This is a genomic window from uncultured Ruminococcus sp. (genome assembly GCF_946415235.1).
In the GTDB taxonomy this organism is placed as follows: Bacteria; Bacillota; Clostridia; order Oscillospirales; family Ruminococcaceae; genus Ruminococcus.
Window position 1 is genome coordinate 1 of the sequence record NZ_CAMKRR010000075.1, and the last position, 13,483, is coordinate 13,483.

A 13,483-nucleotide genomic window follows, 5' to 3' on the forward strand; every position below is an offset into this window, starting at 1 on the left:
AACGAGCTCAAGGCTAAGTTTGAAGAGGCTGGCGCTACAATCGAGATCAAGTAATCGTATCGAGAAGATGCTTAAAAGACAGGCTGTACTTTCGGGTGCAGCCTGTCTTGTTTGATGTGATAAAAGGTGTTACTGCCGATTGTATATACCGACAATAATATATATAAAATGTTGACTTGCGTAGTAGACTGTGCTATAATTTGATTGGGATATGATTTTAGTCATGGTATTGTTAAGTGTGTATTTTCTGGAAGCTCCGTTTCTGACTGCTATGTCATGCGGCGGGGAAAAAAGGAGGCATTACTATGAAGAAAATTGCAGCATTACTTAGTTCGGTGGTTATTACATTAGCTTATATTACAGTTCCTTCCACCTTTGCAGCTACAGTCGGTAATACGGTCATGACCGAAACGGCAAAGCAGGCTGTCAGCGAGCATAATCTCATTATGTATACTGACAGTGTAGCAAGGCTCGTTAATAAGGAAAGACGGAGCAGAGGCCTTACAGAGCTCAGAATGATCCCTCGGCTCAATAAGAGTGCGGATATCCGTGTAAAAGAGACTACAGTGTTCTGGAGCCATCAGAGAAGCAACGGTACGTCGGGACTCGATGTCTTTGACGAGCAGGGGTTCAAATGGTCGAATATCGCTGAGAATATCGCAAAAGGCTCTCCTACACCCGAAAGCGTAATGAGCGGCTGGATGAATTCCACAGCTCACCGCGACAGTATACTCAACCCGAATTACAGGTATATCGGTGTAGGCTGTGCTTACCATGACGGTATCTACTACTGGACGCAGCTCTTTATGAGTTCGTTTGAGGAGTACAGCTATGCCTATCTTCCCGAGCAGCACGGCGAGCTCAATGACGACGGCATAATTGATGCAGTTGACGCCGCAATTGTCATGCAGGAATATGCAGCCACATCTTCGGGAAAGCAGGGGAAACTCGACAGCGGCAAGCGTGCACGTGCGGATATGAACAACGACGAGCTCGTTGATGCAGTTGATGCTTCGGTAATACTTGCCATATATGCGGACAATTCTTCGAGATGAGATGTCCGTTCGCAATTGAACATTTTCGGTAAAGGGCGGATGATATCCGCCCTTTTTGTATGCTGTCGGCAATAGTGATACGTCAGACAGGCGGCTTTTGGACGGTATACTGTGCATAAATTGCTGCTGTTAACAAAAAGTTAACAATTTGTGAATTATAGGGTAGCAGTATTGTGATATTTTTATGATTATGTTATAATTATTGTGTATGCAATGACTGCCCCAAGGCAGCCGCTGACCTGAACTTCGTTCAGAATATTTTGATCTAAGCTAAAATTATCTTATCGGGGTTAAGAATAGAAAAAGGAGAAGTGTAACATGAAAAAGACAAAGTTGATCGCAGCAGTTATGGCTGTACTGCTTGTCGGCGGAGCATATTCCGCATCGGCAGGTACTGTATATGCCGAGTCCGTACCGTGCATAACTGTGGATACAGATGAATTTACCAAGCCCGAAAGCTTTACGCAGTTCGGCATCGTCTATGATATATACAAAGACCATGCATCTGTCAGGTCGCTGACAGATGAGTACAAGAATAAAGAATCTGTTTTTGATATTGTTATCCCTGATGAGGTAAAGAACATTCCCGTTACCGAAATAAAAGCGACAGCGATCTATGCGACAAAGGTACAGAACGTCAAGCTGGGAAAGAATATAAAAACTATCGGAGACTATGCCTTTGAAGGCTGCACAGAGCTTACGGGGATCGAGCTTCCCGAAGCGCTGGAATATATCGGCAGCGGCGCTTTCTATCGCTGCGAGAGTATGGAAAAGGTGCTCTTCAACAGAAAGCTTGATACCATAGGCAGAAATGCTTTTGCATTATGCAAGGGACTGACCTCCTTACAGTTCCCCGACAGTCTTGCAAAAATAGATGAGTCTGCTTTTGAAAGCTGCACATCATTATCGGAGATAAGCTTCGGAAGCGGCCTGAAATATATCTGCGAAAATGCCTTTGCAAAGTGCGAGTCTCTCAGGAGCGTAAAGCTTGGGGACAGGCTCGTAAGCATAGGACGCACTGCTTTCTTCGACAAAAGCTTCAGCAGCATTGAGATACCCGCAGGCATAAGCCAGCTGAACGGCTGTCCCGTCTCGCCGTATACGAGCGAGGACGCTCCGAAGGAAGCCGATACGGTTATAATAATAAAGAACCCCCGGTGCGTACTGAAAGAAAACCTCAGCGACTGGAGCAGCTTCATAATAGTATGCGAGGAAGGCTCTGCTCCTCAGAGATTTGCGGAGGAAAACAACATAAGGTTCTGTACGCCCGAGCAGTACGAAAACGGCGAATACGTAAAGAAGCTCGATCCCTCCGAGAAGCCGGAGCGTGAGACGTTCACCAGCGATACCATGAGGTGGTGCAAAGCAGACGACGGCTATGAGATCTTCAGCTGCCGAATGGACAACACGGAGGAGCTCATCATACCCGACGAGATAGACGGAGTCCCCGTTGTTGCAGTCAGCGGTCTTGCCCGCAATGATTCCATAGTCAAGAGGGTAAAGATAGGCGATAATGTCAGAACGGTATGGGACGGCTCGTTCATGTACTTATCCGCACTGGAAGAAGTAGAGCTCGGCAAAAAGCTCGAAGCGATAAATACACTTACCTTCTATCGCTGTCAGTATCTTAAAAAGATAAAATTCAGTGAAGAAAGCTCCGTTAAGAGCATAAAGACCTATGCGGTATACTCTGACGAGCTTAACAGAATGGTACTTCCCGAGAGCGTCGAGTACGTGGAAAGACTTGGTATCAACTCTTCCTACAGCGGCGAAGACGGATTAAGAGTTGCGGTGCTCAATCCTGACTGCTATCTTGAGCCAAGCTCTATCAGAGGAAACAATAAGACCATAATCTTCGGATATAAGGACTCCACTGCCGAGAAATATGCAAACGAGTACGGGCTCAAATTCATGAGACTTGATCCCGATGCAGAATTTGATGAGTCGATACTTGAGGTAGAGGTCGAGGATATCCCCGACAAGTATGTTGACCGTGTGGCAGGAGACGCCAACTGCAACGGCAAGGTGGAAATGGGCGACGCAGTGCGTATCATGCAGGCGCTTGCAAATCCAAATAAGTACGGTCTTGAAGGAACGGATACCAATCATATCACAGATCAGGGAGTTGTAAACGGAGATGTCTATAATCCCGGAACAGGTATAACTTCCCTTGACGCTCTGTGGATACAGAATTACCTTGTAGGCGACTTTGATTCTCTGGAATGATAAAAAATATCGCCTTCAGGCGATAGTGTGATTCTTGTTATAACTATAACGAGCTCCCCGCAAGTTTTTTGGCAGGGAGCTCGTTTATGTTCGGTTTATTTTACAGATGTGAATGGAAAGTACGCGAGATAACGTCGTCCTGCTGCTCTTTTGTGAGCTTTACGAAGTTTACCGCGTAGCCTGAAACCCTTACTGTGAGCTGCGGGTACTTTTCGGGGTGAGCCTGCGCGTCAAGGAGAGTTTCCCGTGTGAATACGTTTACGTTGAGATGATGACCACCTTTTTCAACGTAGCCGTCAAGCAATTCTATGAGGTTATCGACCTGTTTCCGGTTATCCATAAAAATCCTCCTTTTTTATAATTCATAATTCTTAATTCATAATGCATAATTGTGGTATCGCCTTACGGCGATGAATATTAATTATGAATCGACTTATTCTTCTTCGGGTTCGAGTTCAGTGGGCTGACAGCAGGCACCCTTTGTGCCGCATATATCCGTGCTTTTCACGGTATTCACTTTCAGCTCCGAGCCGTTTCCGACTATATTTACATGACCGCTTCCCTGCGCCATGAGCTGATCTATAAGATCGGCAAGCTCCGCAGGGGAGCTGTTTTTTTCGGGGATTCCCATATCATTCTCCTCTGAGCTTGTCAAGATCAAGGTCTCCCGTGAATACCTCCATGTCCTTGCCGAGAGCATCGGGAACTATGGAGAAGGTATTGGAGATACCGTCCTGTGCGTGTCTGAAAGGCAGCTTTGCTACTGACGAGAGCGAAGCTACAGCGCCGTGAGTATCTCTGCCGTGCATGGGGTTAGCTCCGGGAGCAAGGGGAACTCCCTGCTTGCGTCCGTCGGGAGTATTTCCCGTTTTCTTGCCGTAAACCACGTTTGAAGTGATAGTGAGTATGGACATAGTTGGTACACTGTCACGGTAGGTGTGGTGCTTCCTTACGCAGTCCATGAATTTGCGGACTACCGTTACTGCGATCTGGTCAACTCTGTCGTCGTTGTTGCCATACTTGGGGAAGTCTCCCTCTATCTCATAGTCAACAACTACATTCTTTGCAACGCCTGTAACATTTCCTGCCTTGTCCTTTATTTCAATGTCCCTGCGGACTGGCTTTACTTTAGCATATTTGATAGCCGAAAGTGAGTCTGCGACTACCGAAAGTCCGGCGATACCTGTTGCGAAGTAACGCTTTACATCTCTGTCGTGGAGAGCCATTTGCAGTCTCTCGTAGCTGTACTTGTCGTGCATATAATGGATAACATTGAGGGTATTTACGTACAGTCCCGCCAGCCACTCCATCATATCCATGTACTTTTCCCATACGTCGTCGAAGTCGAGGTACTCGCTGTCAACAGGTCTGAACTTGGGACCTACCTGCAAGCCGAGACGCTCGTCCACACCGCCGTTTATAGCGTAGAGAAGGCATTTTGCAAGGTTGGCTCTCGCGCCGAAGAACTGCATTTCCTTGCCCACTACCATTGAGGATACACAGCAGGCTATAGCGTAGTCATCGCCGTGGACTACCCTCATCATATCGTCGTTTTCGTACTGTATAGATGATGTCTTTATAGACATCCTGGCGCAGTATTCCTTGAACTTTCTCGGCAGCTTCGTTGACCAGAGAATGGTCATATTGGGCTCGGGAGCTGTTCCGAGATTTTCGAGAGTGTGGAGATAGCGGAAGCTGTTTTTCGTTACTAGGTGGTGACCGTCAACGTCAACGCCGCCTATAGACTCCGTTATCCATGTGGGGTCGCCCGAGAAGAGCTCGTTGTACTCGGGAGTACGCGCGAACTTTACGATACGGAGCTTCATGATGAAGTGGTCGATGAGCTCCTGTGCCTTTTCCTCGGTGATTATACCGCGGTCGAGGTCACGCTGAATGAATATATCGAGGAATGTGGAAGTTCGTCCGAGAGACATAGCCGCACCGTTCTGCTCCTTGACTGCCGCAAGATAGCCGAAGTAGAGCCACTGAACGGCTTCCTTTGCGTTAGCCGCAGGCTTTGATATGTCAAAGCCGTATATCTCACCCAGTTTTTTCAGCTCCTGCAAAGCGCGGACCTGCTCGGCAAGCTCTTCGCGGAGACGGATATTTTTTGAAGTCATTCTCACGAGAGAAGTATCTATCTGATGCTTCTTGTCTTCGATCAGCCTGTCCACGCCGTAAAGAGCTACACGGCGATAGTCGCCGATTATACGTCCTCTGCCGTAAGCGTCGGGAAGTCCCGTGAGTATAGCCGAGTGACGTGCAAGTCTCATTTCGGGAGTGTACGCATCGAATACGCCCTGATTGTGAGTTTTCCTGTACTTTGTGAATATATCCACTACCTCGGGATCCACCTCATAGCCGTACTCCTTACACGCCTGCTGAGCCATACGGATACCGCCGAAGGGCTGGAGAGAACGCTTGAAGGGCTTGTCTGTCTGTAGGCCTACTATCTGCTCTAAATCCTTATTGAGATAGCCTGCGCCGTGTGAAGTAATTGTGGATATGATCCTTGTATCCATGTCGAGAACTCCGCCTGCCTCCCGCTCCTGTCGGGAGAGGTCCATTACCTGTTCCCACAGCTTCTTCGTAGCCTCTGTAGGCGGCGCAAGAAAGCTCTCATCGCCCTCGTAAGGAGTGTAATTCTTTTTGATGAAATCTCTGACGTTTATGGAACTGCTGCTCCAGCGTCCTTCTGTAAAGCCGTCCCATTCCTTAGCCCATGAATTGACCATAGCACATTACTCCTTTAAATTTTAATATCTATAGTAATCTTACCACTTTGCAAAGCGATTGTCAAACACTGTGTTGCATAGATAAAACTAAAAACGGGGGTATTTCGTTTTATCAGATTACAAAGTCCGCTCCCGACCGTGACAGAATAGTTTCTGAATTACGGAGAATAGAAGAATATCGCGGCATGAAATCTGCCGCGTATCAAAATGTAATGAAATTGTTTGACGGATTTGTGCATTTGACAGAACTTCAAGCCGTATCAGCACAAATGCTTCAGTGCAGTTCGCACCTTAATCCTTGATAAATCCCGCAGCGGCGTCATGAAGCTCGATAAACGGGTCTTTCTTTAAGTATTCTCCCGTATCCGTATTTATTATATCCAGTTTGCCCATGCTGAATTCACTGTAACCGTCAATAAGCTCCATTATACGGTATATTATTTCAGAAGTCACTGAGTTGAGCTCTTCTTCTTTTTAAGCGTGATCTTCGCATAATGCGACTGCAACACAGTGCTGCTGAATGTCCTTTACAGCGTTCATAAATTCGGTCTGGAATTTGTTCATATCATTCTCCTTTTTATATTTTGCGGTCGTTTTTACGGAACTCCCGTGACCGCTTTCAATGTGATATCACTTCTTTTTGTCTGCTTTTTTGGACTTTACGGGCTGTTTCTTTGGCTTTTCGGGCTTTTGCGGCTTATTATCCCCGGGAACGGCTATCCCCAGCTCTTCCTCCCTGCTTTCAAGGACGCGGAAGCTGAGCTTATACAGCGTTGCCGTCAGCGGTACTCCAAGTATCATGCCGAGCACTCCGAAGAGCCCGCCGCCAATGGTAACGGCTGCAAGCGTCCATATGCTGGGAAGTCCCACGCTTCCGCCCACTACTCTCGGGTAGATGATGTTGCCCTCAAGCTGCTGGAGCACGATAAGGAAGATAACGAATATCAGTGCCTGCATAGGGTCAACGGTGAGGATTATGAAGGCGCTTATGCCTGCGCCGAGGAAAGCTCCGACTATGGGGATAAAGGCGGTAACGCCAACGAGAGTTCCCGACATAGCCGCATATGGCAGCTTCAGCAGCTTCATGCCAATGAAGCAGAGCGAGCCGAGTATTATAGCTTCCACGAACTGTCCCACAAAGAAGCTCTGGAAGGTAGTATTGGCGGTTCTGAGCACTATTGTGCTCTTTTTATTGAAATCTTCGCTGAAATATATACGCCTTATACGGTTTGCGTCGCGTATGAGCTTATCCTTGCGGAGAAGCAGGTATATAGCGAATATTATGCCGAGCACAAGGTTCGTCACAGTTGAGGCGAGCCCTCCTATTATGCCCACTGCGGAGCTGAGTATACCTGCAAGTCCCGAGGTGAGGAGCTTTGAGGCTTTTCCTGCGATAGACGCCCAGTCGAATTCAAGGGAGCTTATCTGCTGCTGTATCTCGGGGTACTCCTTAAGCTTGCCCGTTACGAAGTCCTTTGCTGTAGTAAAGGCAGGCGGTATCTCCGCATACAGAACGCCGAAAGCATTTCCGATCTCGGGGACCACGATGTAGATTATAAGGGCTATTATAGCTGTAGTGATCGCAAAGGTCGCCGCTATGCAGACAGGTCTGCGGGTGCGCTCGGTAAGCTTTGAGCTGCTGTTCGGAAAGTACAGCTTTTCAAAGCGGTTCATGATAATATTGAAGATATAGGCGATAAACAAGCCTATGACCAGTGATTTCAGAGCTCCGAGGACTAATAATACGAAATTTGAGACCACCGAGAAGTTCTGACTTATGACGCAGACGGCTATTGCAAGCGCCGCTATGAATACATATTGTTTTATCTCACGTTTTTCCATAGTTTATGCCCTTAGGCGAATCACTCCTTATTATGGCTAAGATACTGTATGGTTATTGAGGATACACTGATTAATGTCAGCTCAACAACTAAAAATTGGCATTATTTCGAGTTATAAAGCCAATTTTTAGTTGCCATGGTGCAAGAAAAAATAACGGTATTCCACTTTTTCTTGCACCTTGTTTTGCCCTTTGGGGCAAAATGAGCTTGACATCAATTAGTGTGCCGCGCAAATTCTCCGTTTTTTAAAGAATTTGCGCTCTCCGAACAGGGTTCGGGGAAATGACCGCCTTATGGCGGTTATTGAGGATACACTAATTATATAACAATGCTTTGCTTTTGTCAACGAAAGGGAAAAGAGCTTCCGAAAATAACTATATGCACAGGCTGCATTTGGTCATTACGTAAAAAATAAAAAAAACTCTTGACAAACAGAAACAGATGTTCTATAATATAATTACAAGGAATAGAACATTAGTTCGCAAAAGCTGCTTTACAAAGACTTACTATTGGTTATGCTGTCCCGCGGCGAATTGCTGCGGAACGGGTACAGCACCTGCTGCTTCGTGCTTCTTTATTTGTTTTTAAGGGGGCAAATCATGACAGATCTTATCAGAAACTACACTCAAAGCCGCTCACTTGTCAGGAAGCGTATCAGTGAGCTTCTTGTCCTGCGGCATTCACTTCACGAAAGGGGGGACTTTCTCCGCGCCAAACAGCTCGACCTCGACCGCCGTATACGTCTGCTTTATACGGAGAATCTTGAGCTTACCGAGATAATAGCTCATCTAACCTCATGTCAGAGGAGGCGTAACGAAAGTGTCGAAGCGTGAAACATATTCCGATACATTTACGGGAGCTGCCGACAGGGGCATACGAAAGATAATCGGCTGTGATGACGATGACGAGCCTGCAAGGAAGCTTCGGAGTATAATGTTAAAAGTTATTAATAATGAGCTTACCACAAGACAAAAGGAAATAATTATGCTATACTATTTCAGGGGCGAGGACACTGTAGCTATAGGCGAGAGGCTTGGGATATCACCTCAGGCGGTCTCGCAGATGATGTCCCGCGCCCGTATGAAAATGTTCAGGATACTTCAATACTACATCTGAGGAGAGATAAAATGGATACTCCTATATATGACTTTCTGCGGAGCTATGCCGCTTCGGGGGCGCTCCGCGCTCATATGCCGGGGCACAAGGGCGTTTCGCCCGTAAAGGGGCTTGAGGAGCTCTACAGCCTCGATATCACCGAGATAAAGGGGGCGGACAGTCTTTTTGAAGCTGACGGCATCATCGCTCAGAGCGAGGCGAACGCATCACGGCTTTACGGAACTGCCGCAACGGTATATTCCGCAGGCGGCTCTACGCTCTGCATACAGGCGATGCTTGCGCTTATGAAACAGGAGAGCCGCCGTATAATAGCTGTCAGGAACGTTCACCGCGCCTTTCTCAATGCGGCTGCTCTGCTCGGGCTCGATGTGCAGTGGATACTTCCCGAGTACAGCGGCGGTATACTGTCGGGCAGGATAGAGCTGTCCGAGGTCGAGGCTGCTCTGGAGGCTTCGGAAGTGCCTGCCTGCCTTTATGTCACTTCTCCCGATTATACAGGCAGACTTGCGGATATCGCGGCACTTGCGGCGCTTTGTCACATGCAAGGAGCGAAGCTCCTTGTGGACAACGCTCACGGCGCACATCTTGCTTTTTTTGAGGAAAGCCTGCACCCCATAGCTCTCGGAGCTGACCTTTGCTGCGATTCGTCGCATAAAATGCTGTCTGCGCTCACGGGAGCGGCTATGTTGCATACGTCCTGTGAGGAGTACGCTCCTAAGCTCAAACAGGCAATGAGCCTTTTCGGCTCAACAAGTCCGTCTTATCTTATAATGGCTTCGCTTGACCTATGCAACGGTTATATCTCGGACAGGATAAAAGACGATATCGCAGCGGCTCTGCCGCACATCGCCGAGCTAAAGAAAGAGCTTTCGGACAGGCTGATATTTGCGGAGTCGGAGCCATTTCATATAACAATAAAGGCAGCCGAAAGCGGCTTCAGCGGGAACGAGCTTGCAGAGCTCCTGAGGGAAAACGGCGCAGAATGTGAATACGCTGACGAGGAGCTCCTTGTGCTGCTTATGTCGCCTTCTTCATCTGCCGCGGACTTCGGGCGGCTTCGCGCCGCGCTCGAGAGCGCGGTATCGGGAGCTTCCCGATACGAAAGGAGAAAGCCGTCATTTCAGATGAAGCTCCCGAAGATGGCTTGCGCCATCCGCGAAGCCGCCTTTGCACCTGCCGAGGAGATAGCGGCAGAGGACGCAGAGGGGAGAGTATGCGCTTCAGTGAAAGTACCGTGTCCGCCTGCTGTTCCCATAGCGGTCAGCGGAGAGATAATAGACCGCAGCTGCATAGAGGTGTTCCGCGCTTACGGCATAGGGACTGTCCTTGTGATGAAAAATTAGCGGAAGCTATTGCAATTTGCGGGGATATATGTTAAAATGAGATATATTATTTTAGCGGAGGTACTGCCATGAGCGATATGAACGAAAAAGAGCTCGACGAGCTTGAGGAAGAAGAGGAGATCGAAAACTACATCACTCTTACGGATGATGACGGCAACGAAGTCTCTTTTGAGATGATCGGAACAGTTGAATACGAGGAGCATATTTATGCAGTTCTTCTGCCCTTTGACGACGAGGACGACGAAGTTGTGATACTTGAGGTCATTCCGGGTGAAACTCCCGAGGAGGATGATTTTGTATCGGTGAACGACGACGAGCTTCTCGGAAAGGTATTTGAGGAGTTCAAAAAGAACTACAGCGGAGAATACGAGTTTGAATAAGCTTTAATGCATGATAAAAGGGCGCACAGTGTGCGCCCTTAAATTTTATATAAAGCTTACTGTGCAATGAGGAGCTTTCTGAGCTCGACCTCGTCAAATACATCGGTATTTCCGTCGCCGTTGAAGTCGAACTGCTCTGCGGCGTCTTTGCTGCTGAAAGGCGAGCCCCCAAGCAGCATCTTTCTCAGTCTTACAAGCTGTGCTACCTTGTATACCTTTGCGGGCTTCGTGCCGTCGGGCTCTGTTCCGCCGATGAGCTTTCCGTCAGCGTATACGCAGACATTCTCGCAGCGCTTTGCGAACTCAACTCCGCTTACGATATTGTCGTAGTCCTCGCCCTCTTCGGTAAGGTCGATCATTCCATTTTTGCTCCAGTCGTTGGAGGAGTCCCACTTCTCGCCGTAGTAGTTGCCGATAATCAGCTGATACTTCTTGTTGGAATTGGCTATAGCGTAGTCAGGCCACGATATTTCAATATAGTATATATCGTCCTTGTACTGCTTTGGCTGTGAGAGGACTGCGGACCTGTCCGTTACCTCGGTCTCTACCTGATCGTAGGTCTTTTGCAGCACGAAGCTTCCAGGGATAACCTTGTTCTCGAATTCCTCGATGCTGAAATAGTAGCGTATGGATATATCGTCGTGTGGTTCGAGGGAGTCGGTGTTGACAAAGAATGTGAGCTTTGTAACGCCCGAGCCTGTCTTTTCGGGAGCGTCCGAGCAGTAGCCTGCCGCCCAGAAATCGTCACCCGAGAAAAGCTCCGTATCATCGACCTTTTCGGCAGGGGGGAAGTCCTCCTCGGGCTTCATGGTCTTGTCGCCCTTGTAGAGATAAAGTCCCGCAGCAGCTCCCACTATGGCAGCATTGTAGTCGATGGTTACCTCGTTGTATACCCAGTCCCTTGTGACATCGTTGTGCTCGTCGTTCTCATCGGGACCGCCTGCAAGCGCTCCGTAGAGTACGTGCTTGTGCTCTGCGGGGTCTTCGGCCATTGTAAGTCCCGAAGCTGCACGGTGATGAGGGTACTTTACGCTGTTCTCGCCGTAGCCCACAACGTAGCTCCTGCCGAGAGGATTGTCGCCGATGATGTATTCCATCTGTCCGAGAGACCACTTCGTAAAAGTGTAGTCCTCGTTCTTGTCGTTGTATCTGTCCTTGCCCTTCTGATACTTGTCGTATACGAGAGCAGTGAACTGTACAGCAGTATTGTATCTTGCGCTTCCCCATGTATCAAGGTGAAAGTATCCCGCAGGAGTCAGCTTCTTGGTCATAACGGTATTGAGCGCCTTTGCTTCCATTTCCCAGAAGTCAAGGACCTCATACTGCCCTCTGCCTATGGCAGCGCGGGTCTCCTCGCAAACCTCGGGATAGATGTCCTGTATGCGTCCGAAGATTATACCCACTCCGTTCCACATATCGTTCCAGCAGAGAACGTATCCGGGAGGAGCATAGTAGTCAATGTACTTCTCGCAGGCTTCAAGGTAGTCATGATCCTCTGTGATAAGGTAAAGCCAGCCCGCCGCAAAGCAGAAGTCGTCCTCCCACTTGCTGGAGGTGTAGAAGCTCATAGGTCCTTCACCCGGAGGGCCTACTGCCTTGTCGTTTTTATTGGCAAAGTCGAAGAGAGCCTTTGAGTAGTCAAGGCACTTCTCGGCGTATTCGGGATCGGTGTCCTTGAAGTTGTAATAGTTTATGGCAAGTGCAGCCGCGCTCTCGGAAACGTCGTCCGTAGTCGGGAGCTCGGATGTGGCAAAGAACGCAGGGCGTCCCATTGCGTCGATCTCGGGGGACTGCCAGTAGGAATGGTCAACGCTTCCGTCGCCTACCTGATAGCAGAAAGCAACAACATTGCCGTTTTTGTCGCGGAAGGTGCTTCGCATGAAGTAGTCGCAGAAATAACGGCATATGGTCTCCGCGTGTGCAGCCTGTCCCGTTTCCTCGTAAGCCTCGCGGAACTCGTAATAGCCCCACGATACCACAGAAGCCGCATATGCTTCGGGAAGTCCGAACTTCACATGGTCGCCTGCGTCGTGGAAGCCGCCCGATACATCAATAAAGCCGTCACCGTCGGGGTCGAGTATGTCCTTGTACTCGGACATGAACGACGACGGGAGATTTGTGCCCGTGTGCTCGTCATCTATGGGGTGCATAGGGACTTTCGAGTCGTAAACATGGCAGTTTCCGCGCCATGAAAGGCGGTTGTTTTCGGAAACGTCCGTACCGCACATATTCGCGTCGTAAAAATACAGTGTGTACTGCAAAAGCTTCGCCCAGTTGTTTTCGGTCTCATAATAATCCACCACATCGGGAGTAGCTGCTGCGTGTGCAGGCAGAGCTGCCGAAGCCGTCATAGCGGTAACAGCCGATACCGCAAATGCCGATACTCGTTTAAATATCTTCATAAACTCATTCCTTTCTGAGTAAGATCAATTCCGTTAACTACATTTTAACGCATATCTCCCGAAATGTCAACGCATAACTTGCGGTTTAGGTCGGCAGCTTTCATAAGAAAAAAGACAGCAGGTTTTGAAAGGTATATGACGATTTATCTGCCGATAAAATAAATAAGCGTTCCCTCCCATAGAAGAAACGCTTATTTACCGCTATCTGCGTGTGTATGTGTTACAATATTGATACTACTTCATGCGCGGAAAAAAATTCGCGTCCCAATTATACTGAGACGCGAACTTGCCTGCGGGGGCTCCCCGCTGGAGCTGATGATCGGACTTGAACCGACGACCTACGCCTTACCAAGGCGTTGCGCTACCGACTGTGCCACATCAGCAT

The 13,483-nt window shown here is 48.4% G+C and carries 12 protein-coding genes and 1 tRNA gene; 6 read left to right on the forward strand and 7 right to left on the reverse strand.

Going from position 1 to position 13,483, the window contains the following annotated elements:
* The first annotated feature begins 305 nt into the window (after positions 1-305).
* Both Q0R37_RS11680 and Q0R37_RS11685 read left to right on the forward strand, forming a co-directional pair.
* Entirely contained in the window at positions 306-1,055 is a 750-nt protein-coding gene (locus tag Q0R37_RS11680) for a CAP domain-containing protein (RefSeq protein ID WP_294754663.1), read from the forward strand.
* Positions 1,056-1,373: 318 nt separating this feature from the next.
* Positions 1,374-3,281, forward strand: coding sequence for a leucine-rich repeat protein (locus Q0R37_RS11685; protein WP_294754664.1), 1,908 nt, complete (start codon positions 1,374-1,376; stop codon positions 3,279-3,281).
* Between the two features lie 100 nt (positions 3,282-3,381).
* On the opposite strand, the gene grcA3 is transcribed toward Q0R37_RS11685, so the two are convergent.
* The 5 genes from grcA3 to Q0R37_RS11710 form a co-directional block, all read right to left on the reverse strand.
* The gene (grcA3, locus tag Q0R37_RS11690; RefSeq protein ID WP_294754665.1) at positions 3,382-3,621 is read right to left on the reverse strand and encodes an autonomous glycyl radical cofactor GrcA3; all 240 of its coding nucleotides are present in this window, start codon (positions 3,619-3,621) and stop codon (positions 3,382-3,384) included.
* Between the two features lie 93 nt (positions 3,622-3,714).
* Complete coding sequence (locus tag Q0R37_RS11695) at positions 3,715-3,936, reverse strand: hypothetical protein (RefSeq protein WP_294754666.1); 222 nt, start codon at positions 3,934-3,936, stop codon at positions 3,715-3,717.
* On the reverse strand, positions 3,914-6,016 hold the full coding sequence (gene pflB / locus Q0R37_RS11700; RefSeq protein ID WP_294754667.1) for a formate C-acetyltransferase: 2,103 nt from the start codon (positions 6,014-6,016) through the stop codon (positions 3,914-3,916). The genes Q0R37_RS11695 and pflB overlap by 23 nt, the downstream gene beginning before the upstream one ends.
* A gap of 291 nt (positions 6,017-6,307) precedes the next feature.
* Positions 6,308-6,469 carry a hypothetical protein gene (locus Q0R37_RS11705; protein ID WP_294754668.1) on the reverse strand — a complete coding sequence of 54 codons (162 nt, stop codon included), beginning with the start codon at positions 6,467-6,469 and terminating at the stop codon, positions 6,308-6,310.
* Between the two features lie 177 nt (positions 6,470-6,646).
* On the reverse strand, positions 6,647-7,858 hold the full coding sequence (locus Q0R37_RS11710) for an AI-2E family transporter (protein ID WP_294754669.1): 1,212 nt from the start codon (positions 7,856-7,858) through the stop codon (positions 6,647-6,649).
* 598 nt (positions 7,859-8,456) lie between these two features.
* Here Q0R37_RS11710 and Q0R37_RS11715 point away from each other — a divergent pair.
* From Q0R37_RS11715 to Q0R37_RS11730, 4 genes are all read left to right on the forward strand, one after another.
* Positions 8,457-8,690: a hypothetical protein gene (locus Q0R37_RS11715; RefSeq protein ID WP_294754670.1), complete on the forward strand. Its 234-nt coding sequence runs from the start codon at positions 8,457-8,459 to the stop codon at positions 8,688-8,690.
* A complete protein-coding gene (locus tag Q0R37_RS11720) occupies positions 8,677-8,973 on the forward strand; it encodes a sigma-70 family RNA polymerase sigma factor (protein WP_294754671.1) in 297 nt (98 codons plus the stop codon). The genes Q0R37_RS11715 and Q0R37_RS11720 overlap by 14 nt, the downstream gene beginning before the upstream one ends.
* A gap of 11 nt (positions 8,974-8,984) precedes the next feature.
* Positions 8,985-10,316 (forward strand): aminotransferase class V-fold PLP-dependent enzyme, encoded by a 1,332-nt coding sequence (locus Q0R37_RS11725; RefSeq protein WP_294754672.1) that lies wholly within the window; start codon positions 8,985-8,987, stop codon positions 10,314-10,316.
* Between the two features lie 68 nt (positions 10,317-10,384).
* Positions 10,385-10,696: a DUF1292 domain-containing protein gene (locus Q0R37_RS11730; RefSeq protein ID WP_294754673.1), complete on the forward strand. Its 312-nt coding sequence runs from the start codon at positions 10,385-10,387 to the stop codon at positions 10,694-10,696.
* 56 nt (positions 10,697-10,752) lie between these two features.
* Here the strand turns inward: Q0R37_RS11730 and Q0R37_RS11735 are convergent, their stop codons facing one another.
* Together Q0R37_RS11735 and Q0R37_RS11740 are read right to left on the reverse strand one after the other, a co-directional pair.
* On the reverse strand, positions 10,753-13,098 hold the full coding sequence (locus tag Q0R37_RS11735) for a glycoside hydrolase family 9 protein (RefSeq protein WP_294754674.1): 2,346 nt from the start codon (positions 13,096-13,098) through the stop codon (positions 10,753-10,755).
* A 307-nt stretch (positions 13,099-13,405) separates the two neighbouring features.
* Positions 13,406-13,481: transfer RNA gene (locus Q0R37_RS11740), tRNA-Thr, on the reverse strand.
* Positions 13,482-13,483: the final 2 nt, after the last annotated feature.